The 18,752-nt window shown below is 67.9% G+C and carries 15 protein-coding genes and 2 pseudogenes; 7 read left to right on the top strand and 10 right to left on the bottom strand.

Annotation, left to right across the window (positions count from 1 at the left end; translation table 11 throughout):
- From ASC92_RS24540 to ASC92_RS24520, 5 genes and pseudogenes are all read left to right on the top strand, one after another.
- A partial coding sequence (locus ASC92_RS24540) for a phosphopantetheine-binding protein (RefSeq protein WP_235505986.1) occupies positions 1-392 on the top strand: 392 nt, incomplete at its 5' end.
- Positions 392-2,638: a condensation domain-containing protein gene (locus ASC92_RS24535; RefSeq protein ID WP_056520948.1), complete on the top strand. Its 2,247-nt coding sequence runs from the start codon at positions 392-394 to the stop codon at positions 2,636-2,638. The genes ASC92_RS24540 and ASC92_RS24535, both read left to right, overlap by 1 nt.
- Positions 2,581-3,641, top strand: a pseudogene (locus ASC92_RS29665) (AMP-binding protein); the annotation flags it as partial. The gene ASC92_RS24535 and the pseudogene ASC92_RS29665, both read left to right, overlap by 58 nt.
- 1 nt (position 3,642) lies before the next feature.
- A pseudogene (locus ASC92_RS29460) lies at positions 3,643-3,904 on the top strand (AMP-binding enzyme); the annotation flags it as partial.
- Position 3,905: 1 nt separating this feature from the next.
- Positions 3,906-5,334: thioesterase domain-containing protein (locus tag ASC92_RS24520; protein WP_235505984.1), on the top strand; the 1,429-nt coding region annotated here is incomplete at its 5' end.
- A 56-nt stretch (positions 5,335-5,390) separates the two neighbouring features.
- On the opposite strand, the gene ASC92_RS24515 is transcribed toward ASC92_RS24520, so the two are convergent.
- The 4 genes from ASC92_RS24515 to fhuF form a co-directional block, all read right to left on the bottom strand.
- The gene (locus ASC92_RS24515) at positions 5,391-7,772 is read right to left on the bottom strand and encodes a TonB-dependent siderophore receptor (protein ID WP_056520938.1); all 2,382 of its coding nucleotides are present in this window, start codon (positions 7,770-7,772) and stop codon (positions 5,391-5,393) included.
- A 164-nt stretch (positions 7,773-7,936) separates the two neighbouring features.
- The gene (locus ASC92_RS24510) at positions 7,937-9,238 is read right to left on the bottom strand and encodes a lysine N(6)-hydroxylase/L-ornithine N(5)-oxygenase family protein (protein ID WP_056520937.1); all 1,302 of its coding nucleotides are present in this window, start codon (positions 9,236-9,238) and stop codon (positions 7,937-7,939) included.
- A 60-nt stretch (positions 9,239-9,298) separates the two neighbouring features.
- On the bottom strand, positions 9,299-10,135 hold the full coding sequence (locus tag ASC92_RS24505) for a formyltransferase family protein (RefSeq protein WP_056520935.1): 837 nt from the start codon (positions 10,133-10,135) through the stop codon (positions 9,299-9,301).
- Positions 10,136-10,182: 47 nt separating this feature from the next.
- Positions 10,183-10,923: a siderophore-iron reductase FhuF gene (gene fhuF, locus ASC92_RS24500; protein ID WP_056520932.1), complete on the bottom strand. Its 741-nt coding sequence runs from the start codon at positions 10,921-10,923 to the stop codon at positions 10,183-10,185.
- 270 nt (positions 10,924-11,193) lie between these two features.
- On the opposite strand from fhuF, the gene ASC92_RS24495 reads away from it, so the two are divergent.
- On the top strand, positions 11,194-12,885 hold the full coding sequence (locus ASC92_RS24495; protein WP_056520930.1) for a cyclic peptide export ABC transporter: 1,692 nt from the start codon (positions 11,194-11,196) through the stop codon (positions 12,883-12,885).
- Between the two features lie 62 nt (positions 12,886-12,947).
- Here the strand turns inward: ASC92_RS24495 and ASC92_RS24490 are convergent, their stop codons facing one another.
- The 5 genes from ASC92_RS24490 to ASC92_RS24470 all read right to left on the bottom strand — a co-directional run bounded on the left by ASC92_RS24490 (position 12,948) and on the right by ASC92_RS24470 (position 17,010).
- Positions 12,948-14,012, bottom strand: coding sequence for a FecR family protein (locus tag ASC92_RS24490; RefSeq protein ID WP_056520928.1), 1,065 nt, complete (start codon positions 14,010-14,012; stop codon positions 12,948-12,950).
- Positions 14,009-14,626 carry an RNA polymerase sigma factor gene (locus ASC92_RS24485; RefSeq protein WP_056520926.1) on the bottom strand — a complete coding sequence of 206 codons (618 nt, stop codon included), beginning with the start codon at positions 14,624-14,626 and terminating at the stop codon, positions 14,009-14,011. The genes ASC92_RS24490 and ASC92_RS24485 overlap by 4 nt, the downstream gene beginning before the upstream one ends.
- Before the next feature lie 193 nt (positions 14,627-14,819).
- Positions 14,820-15,125, bottom strand: a complete 306-nt coding sequence (locus ASC92_RS24480; RefSeq protein WP_056520924.1) for a hypothetical protein — start codon at positions 15,123-15,125, stop codon at positions 14,820-14,822.
- Positions 15,126-15,172: 47 nt separating this feature from the next.
- Positions 15,173-16,600 (bottom strand): FAD-binding oxidoreductase, encoded by a 1,428-nt coding sequence (locus ASC92_RS24475; protein WP_056520921.1) that lies wholly within the window; start codon positions 16,598-16,600, stop codon positions 15,173-15,175.
- A complete protein-coding gene (locus ASC92_RS24470; RefSeq protein ID WP_056520918.1) occupies positions 16,597-17,010 on the bottom strand; it encodes a DUF2069 domain-containing protein in 414 nt (137 codons plus the stop codon). The genes ASC92_RS24475 and ASC92_RS24470 overlap by 4 nt, the downstream gene beginning before the upstream one ends.
- Positions 17,011-17,118: 108 nt before the next feature.
- On the opposite strand from ASC92_RS24470, the gene ASC92_RS24465 reads away from it, so the two are divergent.
- On the top strand, positions 17,119-18,330 hold the full coding sequence (locus ASC92_RS24465; RefSeq protein ID WP_056520916.1) for a YihY family inner membrane protein: 1,212 nt from the start codon (positions 17,119-17,121) through the stop codon (positions 18,328-18,330).
- Positions 18,331-18,340: 10 nt separating this feature from the next.
- Here the strand turns inward: ASC92_RS24465 and ASC92_RS24460 are convergent, their stop codons facing one another.
- A complete protein-coding gene (locus tag ASC92_RS24460) occupies positions 18,341-18,682 on the bottom strand; it encodes an Mpo1-like protein (protein ID WP_056520914.1) in 342 nt (113 codons plus the stop codon).
- Positions 18,683-18,752 lie beyond the last annotated feature (70 nt).

Raw genomic sequence — 18,752 nt, 5'->3', positions numbered from 1 at the left:
TGGTGGTGCTCGACACACTGCCGCTGAACACAAACGGCAAGGTGGATCGCAAGGCCCTGCCGGCACCGGAGTTCACGAGCGAGCGCGCCTACGAGGCGGCCGCGGGCGAGGTGGAAGAGAAGCTGGCCGTCATCTGGGCCGATGTGCTCGGCGTGGCGCGCGTGGGGCGCAACGACAACTTCTTCGAGCTCGGCGGGCACTCGCTGCTTTCCGCGCGGCTGGTGGCGCGCGTGCATGCCGCCATGCAAGGCGAACTCACCATCCGCGACGTCTTCCAGCACCCGACCCTGGCCGCCATGGCCGCCCGGATCGCCGAGGCCCTCGAGGACAACCCCGTGGTCCAGGCCCTTTCAGAAATCGATTCGCTGATCGACAGCATGGAGACCGTTTGATGGAAACCGCCGCAACCCGCCGCATTGCCGAGCGCTTCTCCCGATTGCCGGCCGAGCAGCGCCGCGTGGTGTACGAGGGCATCCGTTCCAAGGGCCTGACGCTCGACCAGTTTCCCATCCTGCCGCGCGAAGACGCGGCGCAGGACCGTTGCCATGTCTCGTATGCGCAGTTGCGCCAGTGGTTCCTGTGGCAGCTCGATCCGCAGAGCACGGCCTATCACATCAGCGATGCGCTCAAGCTCACGGGGGCGCTGGACGTGGATGCGGTGCGCACCAGCTTCGAGGCACTGGTGGCGCGCCACGAATCCTTGCGCACGGTGTTTCGCGCCGATGCCGACGGACTCGCCGAGCAGGCGATCCGCGAAAACGGCCAACTCGACTTCTCGCTGCTGGACCTGAGCCCGGCGGACGCCGGCGCTCGCGAGGCCATGGCCCGCGAAGCGGCACAACGCATCGGCAACACGCCCTTCGACCTGACGCAGGGACCGCTGATGAGGGTGGCGCTGATCCGCCTGGCGCCCGAAACGCACGTGCTGGTGCTGGTGATGCACCACATCGTCTCGGACGGCGGGTCGCTGCAGATCATCGTGGACGAGTTCGTGGCGCAGTACCGCGCCTGCGTGCAGCACGAAGCCGTGGTGTTGCAGCCGATGCCGATCCAGTATGCCGACTACGCGGTGTGGCAGCGGCACTGGCTGGAGGCCGGCGAGCAGGAGCGCCAGCTCGCCTACTGGAAGGCACAGCTCGGCGGGACGCAGCCGGTGCTGCAACTGCCGCTCGACCACGCCCGCAGGCCCGACGGCCGGTACGGCGCGGCCACCCACCGGTTCGAAGTGCCCCCGTCGCTGGTTCAGGGCCTGCAGAAGCGGGCCCGGTATCAGGAGGGCACGCTGTTCATGGTGCTGCTGGCCGGCTTCCAGGTGCTGCTGGGACGCTACAGCGGCCAGGAAGACATTCGCGTGGGCGTGCCGATCGCGAATCGCCATCGCATGGAGACCGAAGGCGTCGTCGGTTTTTTCGTCAACACGCAGGTGCTGCGCGCGGTGGTGGACAGCCGCACCAGCTTGCTGCAGGTGCTGGCGCAGGCGCACGAAGCGGCGCTGGGTGCGCAGATGCATCAGGACCTGCCGTTCGAGCAACTGGTCGAGGCGCTGCAGCCGGAGCGTGTGCCGGGCATCCAGCCGCTGTTCCAGGTGCTGTTCAATCATCAGCGTGGAGATTTCTCGGGATTGAACGGGCTGCCGGGCCTTGCGCTGGAACCCTACGGCCTGGGAGCGCAGGCCGCGCAGTTCGATCTGATGCTGGTCACCGACGAGAGCCCCGACGGTCGGCTGCATGCGACGTTCAGCTATGCGGCGGAGCTGTTCGATGCCTCGACCATCGAGCGCATGACGGGCCACTACCTCGCGGTGCTGCAGGCATTGGTAGACCACCCCGAACAGGCCGCGGGTGAGGTGACGCTGATGAGCGATGCCGAGCGCACGCAGCTCGCGGCCTGGGGCTCGGACACGCAAAGCTTTCCGGATGCGACGCCGATCCACCGGTTGATCGAACGGCAGGTGCGCGCGCGCGCCGAAGCACCCGCCCTGTGTTTCGGCGAGCAGACCCTGAGCTACGGCGAACTCAATGCACAAGCCAACCGCCTTGCACACCGGCTGATCGCGTTGGGCGTGAAGCCCGAGACGAAGGTGGGGATCGCAGTGGAACGCTCCATCGAGATGGTGGTGGGCATCCTCGCGATCCTGAAGGCCGGTGGCGCCTATGTGCCGCTGGACCCGGAGTACCCGGCCGACCGCCTGGCCTACATGGTCGGCGACAGCGGCATCGCGCTGCTGCTCACGCAGAGCCACCTGCAGGTGCCGGGCACCGAGGCACTTGAAGTCCTGACGCTGGACACGCTCGACCTGTCCGCTGAGTCGGAGAGCAACCCTGAGCTTGATCTACACGGAGAGAACCTCGCCTACATCATCTACACCTCCGGCTCCACCGGCCGGCCCAAGGGCGCACAGCTGTGCCACCGCAACGTGAGCCGCCTGCTCGACGCCACCGATGCCTGGTTCGGCTTCGGCCCCGAGGACGTGTGGACGATGTTCCACTCCTACGCCTTCGACTTCTCCGTGTGGGAGATCTTCGGTGCGCTGTGCACCGGCGGCGTCTGGCCTACATGGTCGGCGACAGCGGCATCGCGCTGCTGCTCACGCAGAGCCACCTGCAGGTGCCGGGCACCGAGGCACTTGAAGTCCTGACGCTGGACACGCTCGACCTGTCCGCTGAGTCGGAGAGCAACCCTGAGCTTGATCTACACGGAGAGAATCTCGCCTACATCATCTACACCTCGGGCTCCACCGGCCGCCCCAAGGGCGCACAGCTGTGCCACCGCAACGTGAGCCGCCTGCTCGACGCCACCGATGCATGGTTCGGCTTCGGCCCCGAGGACGTGTGGACGATGTTCCACTCCTACGCCTTCGACTTCTCCGTGTGGGAGATCTTCGGTGCGCTGTGCACCGGCGGCAAGCTGGTCATCGTGCCGTTCTGGGTCAGCCGCTCGCCCGAGGACTTCCTACAGCTGCTGCAAGTGCAGAAGGTGACCGTGCTCAACCAGACGCCTTCGGCCTTCGGCCAGCTGATCAGCCTGCCGCAGGCCTACCAAGAGCCTCTGTCTTTGCGCGTGGTGATCTTCGGCGGCGAAGCACTCGACCCGCAGCGCCTGCGCGGGTGGATCGAGCATCAGCCTGCCGCAGGCCTACCAAGAGCCTCTGTCTTTGCGCGTGGTGATCTTCGGCGGCGAAGCACTCGACCCGCAGCGCCTGCGCGGGTGGATCGARCACCACGGCGATGAAAGTCCGCAGCTGATCAACATGTACGGCATCACCGAGACCACGGTGCATGTGACCTATCGGCGGATCACCGCGGCAGACCTGGGCCAGCAGCGCAGTCCGGTCGGGCTGGCCATTCCGGACCTCGGACTGCGCGTGCTCGATGGGCAACTCAATCCGGTGCCGGTCGGCGTGGCCGGCGAGCTGCATGTCTCGGGCGCGGGGCTGGCGCGCGGCTACCTGAACAGAGCCGGCCTGACAGCCGAGCGCTTCATCGCGGCGGAAGACGGAAAACGCCTGTACCGCACGGGCGACCTGGTGAAGTGGAACCACGAAGGCCAGCTGGAGTACCTGGGCCGCATCGACCACCAGGTGAAGGTGCGGGGCTTCCGCATCGAACTGGGGAGATCGAGGCGCCACTGCTGGCGCAGCCNCGCCTGTACCGCACGGGCGACCTGGTGAAGTGGAACCACGAAGGCCAGCTGGAGTACCTGGGCCGCATCGACCACCAGGTGAAGGTGCGGGGCTTCCGCATCGAACTGGGGGAGATCGAGGCGCAACTGCTGGCGCAGCCGGAGGTACGCGAGGCGGTGGTCATCGCGAACGAGGGACCGACGGGCACGCGGCTCGTGGGCTACGTCTCGGGGCACGGCATCGACACGGCGCAACTTCGACAGAAGCTCGGCCAGAAGCTGANAGGCCAGCTGGAGTACCTGGGCCGCATCGACCACCAGGTGAAGGTGCGGGGCTTCCGCATCGAACTGGGGGAGATCGAGGCGCAACTGCTGGCGCAGCCAGAGGTACGCGAGGCGGTGGTCATCGCGAACGAGGGACCGACGGGCACGCGGCTCGTGGGCTACGTCTCGGGGCACGGCATCGACACGGCGCAACTTCGACAGAAGCTCGGCCAGAAGCTGCCCGACTACATGGTGCCCGCCGCGCTGGTGGTGCTCGACACACTGCCGCTGAACGCCAACGGCAAGGTGGACCGCAAGGCCCTGCCGGCACCGGAGTTCGGCCATGCACCGACGACGTGCGACGAGCAGCCGCAAGAGGGCGCGCAGGGCGTGCTTGAAGCGGCACTGGCAGCGATCTGGGCCCAGGTGCTGGGTGTACCGCGCGTGGGGCGCCACGACAATTTCTTCGAGCTGGGCGGCGATTCACTCGTTGCGCTCAGGCTGCTGGCCAGGATCAACAAGTCCCGGGTGCTGAGCGTACAGATCTCCCTGCAGGATCTGCTCGAGAAGCAGACGATCGCCCGGCTGGTCGCGCAGCTGGACATGGGCGCGCCGCCGCAGCCTGTCCAGTTGCTGAATGCATATGCCGGCCCGGCGGATGCGATGCCGCTGTTCTGCGTGCCGCCCGCGCTGCGCCATCCGATCGACTACCGGCCGATGGCGCGCCACCTGGAAGACTCGCGTGCCGTCTACGGCCTGAGCTACGCGGACGACGTCGCCGGACTCGATTCCATCGAGCAGATGGCCCGGTACTACGTCGACGTCATCCGCAGGACGCGGCCGCAAGGCGCGGTCGGCATCGTCGGCTGGTCATTGGGGGCGGTTATCGCGGTGCATGTCGCGAGCCTGCTGGAACAGCAGGGCGTGGACGTCGCCTTCCTCGGCATGGTCGACAGCTTTCTGCTGGACGAGAGCTTCGATCCGCACGGCTGGTACCAGGACTTCCGGGATTTCGTCCTGGACACCGCGAGCCGCAGCATGGGCCACGAGGCCGTCGACGCGATGCTCGACAGCTTCGAGCCGATCCGCTCAGGCTCGGACGAGACCGTGCGCGACGCCGTCGAGGAAATCGTGGCGGCGGCCGGCATGGGCATGAAGCCGGGCGACATCTTCCAGGGGATCGTCGCCACCCGGCGCATGAACGCGATCACGCAAAAGATCGCCGCATTCCCGCGCGTGAAAGTGGCACCGCATCTCTGGTGGAAGAAGGGGCGGGCGGCCGCGCAGAAGAACGCGCTCCTGTCGCAGTTCGGCGGCAAGGCGCAGGTTTCGGTGGAGGTGAATGCCGACCATCAGGGCATCGTGCGCAACGCTGCGCTGATGAACCATCTGCATGCGGCCATGTGCGATGCACAGAAGGCCAGGGAGACGGCAGACGCGCGCCGATGATGGCGGGCGAGAGATGACGGAGCCTCCCCCGCATTACGCGGGGGAGAGGCATCGAATCAGAACCTGTACCGGGCGGTCAGGGTCGCCGCGCGAAGGGTGCCCTCGTAGCACTGTCCGTGGTAGCAGATCGAGTTGTACTTCTTGTTCGCCAGATTGGAGATGTTGAGCGCGAAGCGCCACGGGCCCCGCTCGTAGTGCGCGGCCGCGTCGAGGAGCGTCACGCCGCGTTCGTACGTGGTGTTGTGCTCGTCGTTCTGGCGTTGGCCGATGTAGCGCACGCCACCACCGAATCCCAGGCCGTTGCCCATGGTGTAGTCGAGCCACACCGAGGCGGTCTGCTTGGGCACGAGCGGCGGGATCTTGCCGATTTCGTCCGGATCGGCGCTGTTGAGCACCTTCATGTCCAGCCAGGTGTAGGCAGCAGAGATGTTCAGGCCCGGTGCGAGCTCGCCCTTGGCTTCCAGCTCGAGGCCGCGGGATCGCTGCTTGCCGATCTGGCGCCCCTCGGAGGTCGTCGGGTCGTAGGTGACCACGTTGGTCTTGCGCAGGTCGAAGACTGCGGCGGTATACGAGGTGCGCGAGCCCGCGGGCTGGAACTTGACGCCGACCTCGATCTGCTTGCCGCTGCTGGGCTTGAAGGGTTGGTTGTTCGCGTCGACACCGCTGTTGGGGAGGAAGGACGTGGTGTAGCTCATGTAGGGAGCCCAGCCGTTGCCCAGCAGGTAGCTGATGCCTGCCCGGCCAGTGAACGCACTGTCGGATCGCCGGGTATGGCTCCCGGCCAGGTAGTTGTCGGTGAGCTGGCGCACTTCGTCGTGGCGGCCCCCGAGCGTGACGACCCAGTTGTCGCCGAACTTGATCTGGTCCTGGGCGTAGAAGCCGGTCTGGCGCGTCGATTGGGCCACGTCGGTCAGCGGGATGGTGGGCATCGCCACGGCCTGGCCGTAGACGGGCGCCCATATGTCGAGAGCCGGTGCCGCCCCGCGGAAGCGCCGCTGCTTGCCCTTCTGGTCGCTGTAGTCGACACCCAGCAGCACCGTGTGCTGGACGGAGCCGTACTGCAGCTTGCCCTGTACGCTGGTGTCCAGCGTGGCCAGGTTCACGGGGTCGTTCCAGGTCCTGGCAACGCGGGAGAGCGTGTGTCCGTCATTGCCGAGCGAGCCGGCCCAGACTGCTCGCCTGTCCAGGGCGATCTGGCTGTAGCGGAAGTTCTGGCGCAGCGTCCAGGTGTCGTTCAGGGCTGTTTCGAAACGGTAGCCGATGGCGCTCTGCGACTGCTTGAGCCGGCCGAAACTGTAGTCGCCAATCTTCACGGGGTAGAGAACGTAGTCCTGGGTGAGGTAGTACGGATCTTCGGCCGTGTTGTTCTTGAGGAACTCCCCGAAGACGGTCAGCGAGGTCGTCGCATTGGGTTGCCAGCGCACGGACGGCGCAATGTAGCTGCGTGTGCGGTTCAGCTTGCGGCCGTCGGGGTACTTGTCCTGGTCGTTGCTGTCGAGGCCCACGCCGACCACGCGATAGCTCAGGTCGGTGTTGCCGATCCTGTCGCCAAGGTCGAACGCCAACTGCTTGCGCTGGTAGCTGCCGTACTGCAGTTCGATTTCGCGGATCCGCTCGCCGGTCGGCTGCTTGCTCACGCGGTTGACGATGCCGCCGGCGTCTCCCTGGCCGAACACCATCGATGCGGGGCCGCGCAATACCTCCACGCGCTCGAGCGCGTAGGGCTCGGTCAGGTAGTAGGTGGGGCCGAATGCCGGCTGGCCGAGCCCGTCCCTGTAGATGCCGTTGGAGGCGGTGCTGAAGCCTCGCAGCAGGATGTATTCCCAGCCGCGGTTGTCGGGGCCGTACGTGTTTGTCGTGACGCCCGGCGTGTAACGGATGGCCTCCATGACGTCCTGTACGCCGCGCGCGTCCATTTCCTCGCGGCCGATGACGGAGATCGACTGCGGCACCTCGATGAGCGGCGTGTCGGTCTTGGTGGCCGTGCTGCTGCGGCGGGCCACATAGCCGGTGACCGGGCCAGCAGGCGATTCCTCGGCGTTGGCCACCACCTGCACCGCGGGCAGGGTGCCCTGCGAACTGGCGGTGTCGGCGGCGCGGCGGATCGCGAGGCCGCCGCTGGCGGTGCGCGTGGCTTCCAGCGAAGTGCCCGCGAGCATCTGGCGCAGGGCCTGGTCCACCGTGAGCTTGCCTTCCACGGCGCGCGAACTCGTGCCCGCGACCACTTCGCCGGCGGCGAACACCTGCACGCCGGTCTGGCGCGAGAACTCGTTGAGCGCCGCGCCGAGCGCCTGCGACGGCACCTTCACCTCGAACGCCTGCGCTACGGCCTGGCCGGAAGCCTGCGCCGAACTCAGCGGGGCCCAGATGGTGAGAACGGAACCGAACGCCGCGGCAAGCGCGGCGTTCAGCAGATGTTGACGAGGCAGGGGACGCATAGAAGAACAACTCCAGTTTTTTGAATTACGACGCATTCACATGCAGGTGCGGAGGCCGGCCCAACTTCCGGTCTCTGGCGCATCTATGAGTAAGACGTTTGAACTCATCGAACAGAGACACCCTGCCGCGATTTTTTTCGCCGCGTGGTGCGGCGACCCCGGATTCAGGTCTGGACCGCCTCGGGCTCCGGCCTCAGGTGCAGCGGCGCGCCGGCCGGCACGGCCAGCAGGGCACTGCCGATTTCGCCAGTCCGCACCGAGGTGACCGACAGCAGCGTGTCGCTCAGGCCGTGCGAGTCCTCGCAGGCGCCCTGCAGGTAGATGGCCGGATGGAAGCCGGGCGTGGCCTGCACGCGGTAGTGGCGGTCGACCGTGTAGTCGCCGAGGTAGCTCGCCAGCGGCGCGAGCAGCGCCTTGTGGTGCTCCCGCACGTAGCCGGTGGCGAGCACCACGGCGTCGTAGCGCACGGTGTGCTCGCGCAGGGCGTTCTGGTCCCACAGCGCGAGGTGCACGCCCCGGCCGTCGGCCGTGGCATTGCGGATGTCGTGCCGGCGCAGCAAGCGCAGGCGGTTGCCGCCGGTCACGCGCTGCTGGTAGAAGGCCTTGTAGATCTGCTGGATCAGCTCCAGGTCGGCCACCGCGTAGTTGGTATGCCAGAACTCGTCGAGCAGCGCGGCGCGCTCTTCCTCGGAGCGGCTGAAGGTGTAGTCGGTGAACTCGGCGTTGAATATCTCGTTCACGAACGGGCTGTCGTCGGCCGGGCGGATCGAGCGGGCACGCGTGATGAGGTCGACCTGCGGCGCGCCGGGGCGGCCCTGCAGGTCCATGAAGATCTCTGCCGCGCTCTGCCCCGCGCCCACCACGGCGATGCGGCGCGCGTCCGGCAGCTGCGCAATGTCCTGCAGGTAGCTGCTCGAATGGAAGACGCGCGGGTCGCTGCGCAGCGAGCGGAAGCCGTCGGGGATGTTCGCCGCGCCGCCGATGCCGACCACGAGGTCGCGCGCGAGCCGCTCGACCAGCTTGCCCGCGTGGTTGCGCGAGCGCACGCGCAGCAGCGCCACCTCGCCGCCCTTTTCCTCGGGCAGCACCTCGAACACTTCCTCGCCATAGGCGCAGGCGTCCTCGAACTGCTCGGCGGCCCACGAGAGGTAGTCGTTGAACTCGTGGCGGCTGGGGAAGAAGCTCTTCAGGTTGACGAAGTCGGTCAGCCGGCCTTTCTCGTGCAGGTAGTTGATGAAGGTGAAGCGGCTGGTCGGGTTGCGCAGCGTCGCCAGGTCCTTCATGAAGGAAATCTGCATGTGCGCCTGATCCAGCAGCATGTGCGGATGCCAGGCGAAGCTCAGCTGCTTCTCGATGAACAGCGCATCGAGCGGCCGGCCGGCGTGGCGCTTTTCCTCGAGTGCGATGGCCAGGGCGATGTTGGACGGGCCGAACCCGATCCCGACCAGATCATGGACGTATGGCATTGGAATCAACTCCTGTGGTGGAGAGCGGTGTGAAAGAAGGCGGCCGGGGGCTCGTGATGTTCATGCGTCCACCGTCTCGGCCATCAGGGCCAGGCCCTGGTGGAGCGCGGGAAAGAGGCTGTGGTTGAAGTTGTTCCAGCGCAGCTCGAGGATGGTGTCCTCGGGGTCGATGTCGGTGCCCAGCACGTCGAAGATGACTTCGCCCGAGTCGATGCCGGTGTCCACGTAGTGGAAGGAGGCGCCGGTCTTGCGCACCGGCTCGACCGCGACCGTCTCGCGCGTGCGCCAGTCGATCACCCGCTGGCCGCGGGCGCCGTATAGCGCGTCGAGCGTGGCCCAGGCGCCGCGGCGCTCGAAGGGCGACTCCAGCCGCGTGATGCCCGGGTGGATGTTCACGATCCTGCGGAAGAACGGGCTTTCCGGCCGGGCAAGCCGGTCGAGGATCACGAGCAAACCATCGAGCACCACGAGGTCGGCCTCCAGCGCGTGGAGCCGCTCGAGCAGGCGCTGCTCGAATTCTTTCTTGCCGGCGGCGCGTTCGGCGGCCGCGTGCAGCGGCAGCCGCCGGTAGGTCGAGGGCACGCTGTGGAACATGTCGTTGATGCGGCGGCTCTGCACCTGCAGCTCGCCCGGGCAGATCCAGCGGCGGGCCGGATCGAAGCCGAAGCCGTAGTCCCGCAGCGCCTGGCGGTCGCGCGGCGAACCCTCGTCGTCGTCGAACAGCACGGCCTCCAGCGAGTAGGCATCGCCCAGCGGCGTGCGGTCGAGCGCCCCGGCCAGGTACTCCAGCGGGGACTTCATGTAGCGCTGCCCGCCCTTGTAGTCGATGTACTGGCCGGCCTGGTCGGCCGCCGCATTCCTCAGGGACATGATGTAGACGAGTCTTGCCTTGGACATGGTGATGCGCTCGGTGGTGGGTGGAAGAAGTGGGGAATGTGGTGATGTCAGCGGTGCGCCGGCGAAAGAGGGCAGGCGCCGCAATGGCCTTCGCGGGGCAGCAGGTGGAAAAGGCAGCACTGGCGGTGCAGCTTCACCGTCCGGTCGCGGCCTTCGAGGTGCACGCGGACCTCGCGCTGCGGGCCGGGCAGGGGATTGGTCCGTGCTGGCCAGGCGGAGTCGTGCAGCAGCCGTTGCCTGTCGCGGGCGATCGGCGGCGATCCGCCGGTCAGCGCAAGCGCCTGCTCGAGCACCGGCTCGAGGTTGCGTGCCGCGTTGCCCCACAGGATCTTGGGCGGAATGCCTGTCAGGCGGCACAGCGCCGAGAACAGAGGCTCCAGGTGCTGCCGCAGCAGCGCCGAATAGCGTTCCTCGGTGGTCGCGTCGCGCTGCGGCCGGCCCAGCTCGCGGATGTGGAAGCTCTGCGGCCGGGCGTGCGGGCCGAGGCGCACCCACACCTGCTCCGCGGCCACGGGAAAGCCATGCTGCAGCACGCTGGCGGCGGCCGCGACCGGTGGCAGCAGCATGCCGAGGTAGTCCAGGCTCCAGGCCGACGCCACGGCGCGCAGGTCCTCGCCTTCGACCCCGAGGTGCGAAGCGTGCAGGCGCAGCACGCGGCCCAGCAGCTCGGGCGAGCGCACCAGCGCGGCGACGTGCAGCGCGCCCGCGGGCGGCTGCGGCGCGCACTGCAATGCCTCGCCGTGCGGTGCCAGGTCGCCCTGGAACAAGGGCTCCAGCAGGGCGATCATGGGGCCGTCGGGCAGGAGGGGGCACCGGCGGTGCGGCGATTTGCAGGGCGCATGAAGCTAGGACGGTTGGGCGGCGCAGGTGTTCATGCGTACCGTGTTCGAACTGCTGCGTGAACATTTGCGCGGACCGTCCGTCAAGTGGAGTACAGGCAGCCCGCTGCCGTCCGCAGCCCTGCCGGCGCGGCGGGCCGCCATTCCGTTTCGCGTCCGGTGGCAAGGCTTGTCCGCGCCGCCGGGCCCCAGTCGCCCCAGGGCGGAAAGAGTTCCTGCATGACAACAGCCCCCGGTCCCGACGGCGAGTTCGCACGCCTGCTCAAGCCGTTCCTGCCGTGGATGCTGTTGTCGGCGGTCATGGGCATCGGCGCGGGCGCGGCCACGGTCGCGCTGCTGGGCACCATCAACCAGGTGCTCAACCGGCCGGGCGGCCTCTCGGGCGGCCTGCTGCTGACCTTCATCGGGCTGTGCGCGGCGGCGCTGTTCGGGCGCATGGTGTCCGATGTCTCGACCAACTTCGTCGGCCAGCGGGTGGTCGCGCTGGTCCGCAAGAGCCTGGCGCAGAAGATTCTCTCGGCGCCCATCGATGCCCTGGAGCGCTACCGCACCCACCGGCTGATGCCGGTGCTGTCGCAGGACGTGGATATGGTCAGCGACGTGGCGTTCGCGCTAGCCGCGACGCTGATCGCCTGCGTCACGGCGCTCGGCTGCCTGGCCTACCTGGCCTACCTGTCGCTGCCGCTGTTCGGCGTGCTGGTGGTGGCGCTGGCGATCGGCGCGATGGTGCAGGCCATGGCGCAGATCCGCGGCGTGAACGGCTTCTGGAAGGCGCGCGAGCACGAAGACCAGCTGCACAAGGCCTACCGCGCGATCAGCGAGGGTGCCAAGGAACTGCGCATGCACCGCGCGCGCCGCCAGCGCATGTTCGGCGGGCAGATCGAGCGCATCGTCGACAACATCCGCGCGGTCAACGGGCGTGCGATCAACACCTTCGTCATGGCCACCGCATTCGGCTCGGGCCTGTTCTTCCTGCTGATCGCGCTCATTCTGGGCTGGGCCTCGTTCCGGCCGACCGAGCCCGCGGTGCTCAGCGGCTTCGTGCTGGTGCTGCTGTTCCTCAAGGGGCCGATGGACCAGATCGCGGGCGCGCTGCCTGCCGTGGGGCGTGCGCGGGTCGCGTTCCGGCGCATCGCCGACCTGTCGGCGCGCTTTGCCACGCCGGAGCCGCACCTGCACGTCGGCCGCGCCGGCAGCGAGCTGAAATTCGAACACGAGATCGCGCTGCGCGGCGTGCGCTACGCGTTCGATGCGCCCGAGGGCGGCGAGGCCTTCGCGCTGGGGCCGATCGACCTGCGGCTTCGCCGCGGCGAGATGGTGTTCGTCGTGGGCGACAACGGCTCCGGCAAGACCACGCTCATCAAGCTGCTGCTGGGCCTGTACGCGCCGCACGAGGGCCACGTGGCGATCGACGGGGCCACGGTGGATGCCGAGCGCCGCGACGACTATCGCCAGCTCTTCACCACCGTGTTCTCCGACTTCTACCTGTTCGAGGACCTGGCCGCTGGCGAGGGCGAAGCGCACGGCGAAGCCAGCATGCAGGTGCTGCCGCAGCGCGCGTTGCCCTACCTGGAGCGTCTGGAGATCGCCCACAAGGTGAGCCTGAAGGACGGCGCCTTCACCACCACCGACCTGTCGACCGGCCAGCGCAAGCGGCTCGCGCTGGTGCACGCCTACCTGGAAGGGCGGCCGGCGCTGGTGTTCGACGAATGGGCCGCCGACCAGGACCCGACCTTCCGCCACCTGTTCTATACCGAGCTGCTGCCCGAGCTGCGCGCCAAGGGGCACCTGCTGGTCGTGATCTCGCACGACGATCGCTACTTCCACCTGGCCGACCGCGTGATCACCATGCACGCGGGCCGCATCGCGGACGATCGGCCCCGCGCCCACCTGGAGAGCCTTGCTGCATGAACTCCCGTGGGCAAAGCGCGCAGCGGTGCCCGAGGCGTGGGCCGTTGAACGTTGCGTTGTCGTCAGCGCGCCAGCAGCGCCACGCTCCCGTCGGGGCGCGGCGCGACCGTGAGCGGCAGGATCGTCGGCAGCGCGGCCATCAGCCCTTCGGAGTCGTTGACGCGGAAGCGGCCGGACAGCCGCATCGCGTCGATGCGCGGGCTGTCGCTGACGATGGGCCGCGTGCGGTAGCTGTTGACCGCGGCCAGGGCATCGCCCAGCGGCGTGTTCTCGAACACCAGCCAGCCATCGCGCCATGCGGACAGCGCGGCCGTGTCGGCCTGCTGCACGCGGCCGGCCTGGCCGTCGGCGATCTCGACGCGATCGCCCGCATACAGGTCGATCGTCGCGCCTTCGGTCCCGGCGAACCCGGGGCGCGGCGCCACACCCACGCGCACGTGGCCGTGCTCCACGCCCACGGTGATCGGCCCGCCGCGGTCGCGCACGGTGAACGCGGTGCCGACCACCTCGATGACGGCGGCGCGCGTTTGCACGTGCAGTGGGCGGTCCTTGTCGGGTGCGACCTCGAAGCGCACCTCGCCGCGAGCCATGTCGACGAGGCGGCGGTTGCGATACAGGGTGACCTCGATGGAGCTCTGCGGGGCGAGGTCGAGCCGGCTGCCCGACATGCCGCGGTTGCCCCGGATGCCGTCCGCGAGCGTCACCTTCAGCATCTGCGCAGTGGCTGTCCGGTAGGCGGCGTGGGACACCGGCTGCTGCCAGTACCACTGCACGCCGCGCCCCGCGACAAGGCCGGTGCCCAGCAGGGCCGCCACCGAGAGCAGCATCTTGCGGCGTTGCTGGCGGTGCGGTGACTTCACCGCGGCGGCCGCATGGGCCATCAACGTGCCGCCGGGCTCTTCGAAATGCGCGCGCAGGCCGTTCGCCATGCCGCCGAGTGCGTCCCAGCGCTGGCGCGCTTCCTGGACGGCCGCGGCATGCTCCGCCGATTTGCCGCGCCATTGGTGGAGTGCCAGGCGCGCGCTGCCGGCGGCCTCGCCGGGCGCCATTTCGCCTTCCACGATCAGCGCCAGCGCGCGCTCGATCAGCCGTTCGCGCGGAGCGCCCGCCGCAACGATGCCGTTCACGAGAAGTCTTCGGCCAATGCGGCGTCGAAGCCGGGGCGGTTCATCAAGACCTGCGGCTCGATCAGCTCGGAGCGCAGCTCTGCGAACACGCGCGAGCAGTCGATGGTGGCGCGCAACAGGTGCTTGGCCACGGCCATCTCGGTGATGTTGAGCCGCTGCGCGATCTCGGCGCGCGTGTGGCCGTAGGCGCGAAAGAGCAGGAACACCTCGCGGCGGCGCGGCGGCAGCTGCTCCATGGTTTCGACCACCCGCGTCAGCACCCGCTGCTGGGCGACGACGTACTCGCTGGACTGCACTGTCCGGTGCATGCCGGCGTTCGCATGCGAACCGGCCCAATCCTGCGCCACCTTGCGGCGCCGCGCGTCATCGACGCACAGGTTGCGCGCCACGCGAAAGAGCAGGGCGCGAGGCGATTCGATGCCACCGTTGTCCTTCATGTCGTCCGGCGCCGCATCGATGCGGGCGGCTCCGCGCGACTTCGTGGCCTGTGCGTACACCCGCTCGAAGCTCGACTGCGCGATGTCGGCCGCGTAGTGAGGGTCCCTCAGGTCGCGAGTGAGCTGCCGGCGCAAGTCCGCATAGTGAGCTACAAGTTCCTGGACGAGGTCGCGCATCCGGCCGCCTTCTCGCAAGCATCGACAATGGCCCCGGAACCGGCCGCTGGTCATGCCCGCAAGATCGCCGCCTCCTGCAAGGAACGACGAACTGGCGGTGCCGGTACTGCGCTTCGGTGATCCCGGGGGAGGGAGTTAATAAGAATTATTCTTATTGAGTGTATCACCGAGTCGGCGCTCAGGGCGAAGCGCGCTAGGCGCCGTGGATCGCCATCATGATCCAGAAAGAAACCCACATCGCGCCTGTTCCCAGCAGGCACATACCTGCCAGAAACACGGTCAGGTAGCCGATCCGCCACCCGATCCGGGGGGCGCGCGGAACGAAGCGCCAGTAGATCCAGATCGCCCCAGTCAACAGAATCGCCGCGATGATCGGGACGATGTTGTCGGTGATCAACCGGAACTTGCGCTGGTCCAGTGACCCGACGGCCACGAATATCGCCGGCATCGTGAGGAACCACGCCAGCACGCTCAAGAGCAGGCGCACCCCGACTTTCATCGAATTGCCTCGCCCTTGAAGAAGTGCCCAGCCCACGGCCGACCAGGCTAGACCCGGATCACCCGCCCCGGATTCAGGATGTTCTTCGGATCGAGCCCGCGCTTGATCGCCCGCATCATCTCCAGCGCCACCGGCGACTTGTGCTTTTCCAGCTTGTCGACCTTGAGCGAGCCCACGCCATGCTCGGCCGAGAACGAGCCGCCGAACTTCTCGACCGCGTCGTACACCAGCGTGTTGATGCGCTCTTCCTCGTTCTTCAGGAAGGCCTTGGTGTCGATGTTCTCCGGCGCCTGCACGTTGTAGTGCAGGTTGCCGTCGCCCAAGTGGCCGAAGTTCACCAGCCGCACGCCGGCGATCTCGCGCGCCAGCAGCGCGTCGGTCTCCGCCACGAACGCGGGAATGCGCGACACGGGAATGGAAATGTCGTGCTTGATGTTCAGGCCTTCCTCGGCCTGTGCCAGCGGAATGCTCTCGCGGATGTGCCAGAGCTGGTGCGCCTGCGTGAGGTTCTCGGCCACTACCGCGTCGGTCACGCAGCCGTCTTCGAAGGCGGTTTCGAGCAGCGCCTCGAAGCGCGCGCGTGCGTGGTCCTCGGATTCGCTGTCGGAGTTTTCGAGCAGCACGCAGTAGGGCACGGCATCGTCCTTGATGAACGGCACGCGCAGCTGCGGCATGTGCTTGTCGACCAGGCTCAGCGCAAACTTGCCCATCACCTCGAAGCCCGTGAGGCCCGAGCCCAGGTGCTTGTGCGCGAGGCCCAGCAAGGTGACCGCGTGGTCGAGCGAAGGCACCGCGGCCCAGGCCGTGAGCTGCGCGGCCGGCAGCGGGTAGAGCTTCATGGTGGCGGCCGTGATGATGCCGAGGGTGCCTTCGCTGCCGATGAAGAGGTCGCGCAGGTCGTAGCCGGTGTTGTCCTTGCGCAGGCCGCTCGTGCCTTCCCAGATCTCGCCCTGCGGCGTGACCACTTCGAGGCCCAGGCACAGCTCGCGCGTGTTGCCGTAGCGAACCACCTGCGTGCCGCCTGCGTTGGTCGCGAGGTTGCCGCCGATGGTGCAGCTGCCCTCGGCCGCAAGGCTCAGCGGGAACAGATAGCCCTGCTTCTCGGCGGTTTCCTGCAGCGTCTGCAGGATGCAGCCGGCCTCGACGGTCATCGTGAGGTTGGCGCCGTCGACGGTGCGAATGGCGTTCAGCCGCTGCAGGCTCAGCACCACCTGCGTGCCGCTTTCATCCGGAATGGAACCGACCGCGAGGCCGGTGTTGCCGCCCTGCGGAATGACGGCCGTGCCGGCCGCGGCGCAGGCCTTCACCACGTCGGCCACCTGCTGTGCATTGGCCGGCCGCACCACGGCCAGCGACTTGCCGCGCGCGCGCTTGCGCCAGTCCTGCTCGTAGGCGGTGAGGTCGCCCTCGTTCAGCACGTGGGAGGCGCCGACGATGGCGCGCAGTTGCTCGATGAGGGACGTGGCAGTGGTCATTGGGCGGAGGTCTCCAGTGGACGGGCAGCGGCAGCTTTGGCGTGGCGCAAGCGCAGCCGCACGTGCCAGGCGCAGGCCGCGAAGAGCACGAGGCACAGCAGCACCTCGACCAGCGCGAGCACTTGCCCCACGCCGTTGATGTCGCTCCAGGCGCGCACCACGCCCTCGGTGAAATAGAGCCAGACCATCAGGCTGACCCAGCGGTAGGTGTACATGCGGTTCTTCCACAGGCCCGCGAGCGGAATGACGAGCGGCAGCACCTTCAGCGCCAGCAGCGAGCCGCCCGGACGCAGCGGCGCCAGCCACAGCTCCCATGCGAGGCCCAGCACGATGAGGCCGACGAGGCTGCCCACGGCGGCCCAGCGGGTGGCGCGAACGGAGGAGGGCGGGAGCGGCGAGTTGGTTTGCATGAGCGGAACACCGCGGAACCGGCTTCGCCGGGCCGCCGGTGTTGCCCCCGGCGAGGGGGTGGCGCAGCGACACGAAGTGCGCGGAGACTGGGGGAGAGTTTGGTTCTTATGATAGCCGCCATGAATCGCAGGCAGCTTTGGAGGGATCTTTCTCGCTTTCCGTGGGGCAACACCGCAGCGGTGCTGGGCGAGCGCTTCCGCGAAGACCGGCTCGGCCTCACGGCCAGCAGCCTCACTTTCACCACCACCATCGCGATGGTGCCGTTCTTCACGGTGGCGCTGGCGCTGTTCACCGTGTTCCCGATGTTCGCGAAGATGCAGGGGCGGCTGCAGCGCTGGCTCATCGAGAGCCTGATTCCCGACAACATCGCGCGGCAGGTGCTGGGCTACCTGAACCAGTTCTCGAGCAAGGCCGGCGGGCTGGGCATCGCGGGCCTGGTCGTGCTGCTGATCACCGCCATCGCGCTGATCCTCACCATCGACAAGACGCTCAACAGCATCTGGCGCGTGCGCTCGCCGCGGCCGTTCGCGCAGCGGGTGCTCATCTACTGGGCGGCCATCACGCTGGGGCCGATCATCCTCGCGGTGAGCCTGTCGACCACCTCGTACGTGGTCTCGGCCACCAGCGGCGTGGTGGGGCGCGGCATGGTCAAGCTGTTCTTCGACACCTTCGAATTCATGCTGCTGGCGGTCGGCATGGCCTCGCTGTACCACTACGTGCCCAACACCAACGTGCGCTGGTCGCATGCATGGGCCGGCGGCATCTTCGTGGCGGCCGCCATCGAGATCGCCAAGCGCGTGCTGGGCTACTACCTGAGCCTGGTGCCGACCTATTCGGTGCTGTACGGCGCCTTCGCCACGGTGCCGATCCTGCTCGTTTGGATCTACGTGGCCTGGGTGATCGTGCTGCTCGGCGCCGTCATCGCGGCCTACCTGCCGAGCCTGCTCGTCGGCGTGGCGCGGCGCGGCGGCGCCGCGGGCTGGCCGATGCAGCTGGCCATGGAAACGCTGCAGCACCTTGCGCGCGCGCAGGCCCTGCCGGCCAAGGGCATGGGTGCGAGCGAGCTGGTCACGCGCATGCGGGTCGATGCGCTGCAACTGGCGCCGGTGCTCGAAACGCTGGTGGCGCTCGACTGGATCGCGCCGCTCGCCGAAGAACCCGCCAACGAAGACCCGCGCTACGTGCTGCTCGCGGACCCCTCGACGCCCATCGAGCCGCTGCTCAAGGAACTGCTGATGCCGCAGGCCGAGCCGCTCGAAGACCTCTGGCAGAAAGGTCCGCTGCGTTCGCTGAGGCTGGGCGACGTGCTGTTGATTTAGTGGCCGCTGGCTAAATCTTGACTCGACCCAGCCAGATGTCCCGGTACATGGCCCAGTCGCCCATGAAGGAATAGAGCGGCCGCTTGAACGAGGCCGGCTTGTTCTTCTCGAACCCGAAGTGCCCGACCCAGGCGAAGCCGTAGCCCGCCACCAGCCCGGCCAGCAGCCACAGCGGGTTGAGCGTGACCACCAGTGCCACCAGGCACAGCAGCGACAAGGTCGAGCCCGCGAAGTGCAGCCGCCGGCAGGTGAGGTTGGCGTGTTCGGTCAGGTAGAACGGATAGAACTCCGCAAAGCTCTTGAATTGGCGCGGATCGACGGCAGATCCGGTGGCAGCCGAGGTGTTCGTCATGCGACTCTCCTGTGCCCCGAACCCCGGCGAGTCCCGTGGATGAGGGCTTTGTCCATAATAGCCACGACCA

This window comes from Variovorax sp. Root411 (assembly GCF_001425205.1).
In the GTDB taxonomy this organism is placed as follows: Bacteria; Pseudomonadota; Gammaproteobacteria; order Burkholderiales; family Burkholderiaceae_C; genus Variovorax.
Note: the sequence above shows the minus strand (reverse complement) of the source record. Positions and strands in the feature narration are given on the sequence as shown.

Coding starts and splice junctions, on each gene's coding strand:
- ASC92_RS24535 (WP_056520948.1), top strand. CDS start 392: ATGGAAACCGCCGCAACCCGCCGCATTGCCGAGCGCTTCTCCCGATTG.
- ASC92_RS24515 (WP_056520938.1), bottom strand. CDS start 7,772: ATGCGTCCCCTGCCTCGTCAACATCTGCTGAACGCCGCGCTTGCCGCG.
- ASC92_RS24510 (WP_056520937.1), bottom strand. CDS start 9,238: ATGCCATACGTCCATGATCTGGTCGGGATCGGGTTCGGCCCGTCCAAC.
- ASC92_RS24505 (WP_056520935.1), bottom strand. CDS start 10,135: ATGTCCAAGGCAAGACTCGTCTACATCATGTCCCTGAGGAATGCGGCG.
- fhuF (WP_056520932.1), bottom strand. CDS start 10,923: ATGATCGCCCTGCTGGAGCCCTTGTTCCAGGGCGACCTGGCACCGCAC.
- ASC92_RS24495 (WP_056520930.1), top strand. CDS start 11,194: ATGACAACAGCCCCCGGTCCCGACGGCGAGTTCGCACGCCTGCTCAAG.
- ASC92_RS24485 (WP_056520926.1), bottom strand. CDS start 14,626: ATGCGCGACCTCGTCCAGGAACTTGTAGCTCACTATGCGGACTTGCGC.
- ASC92_RS24480 (WP_056520924.1), bottom strand. CDS start 15,125: ATGAAAGTCGGGGTGCGCCTGCTCTTGAGCGTGCTGGCGTGGTTCCTC.
- ASC92_RS24475 (WP_056520921.1), bottom strand. CDS start 16,600: ATGACCACTGCCACGTCCCTCATCGAGCAACTGCGCGCCATCGTCGGC.
- ASC92_RS24470 (WP_056520918.1), bottom strand. CDS start 17,010: ATGCAAACCAACTCGCCGCTCCCGCCCTCCTCCGTTCGCGCCACCCGC.
- ASC92_RS24465 (WP_056520916.1), top strand. CDS start 17,119: ATGATAGCCGCCATGAATCGCAGGCAGCTTTGGAGGGATCTTTCTCGC.
- ASC92_RS24460 (WP_056520914.1), bottom strand. CDS start 18,682: ATGACGAACACCTCGGCTGCCACCGGATCTGCCGTCGATCCGCGCCAA.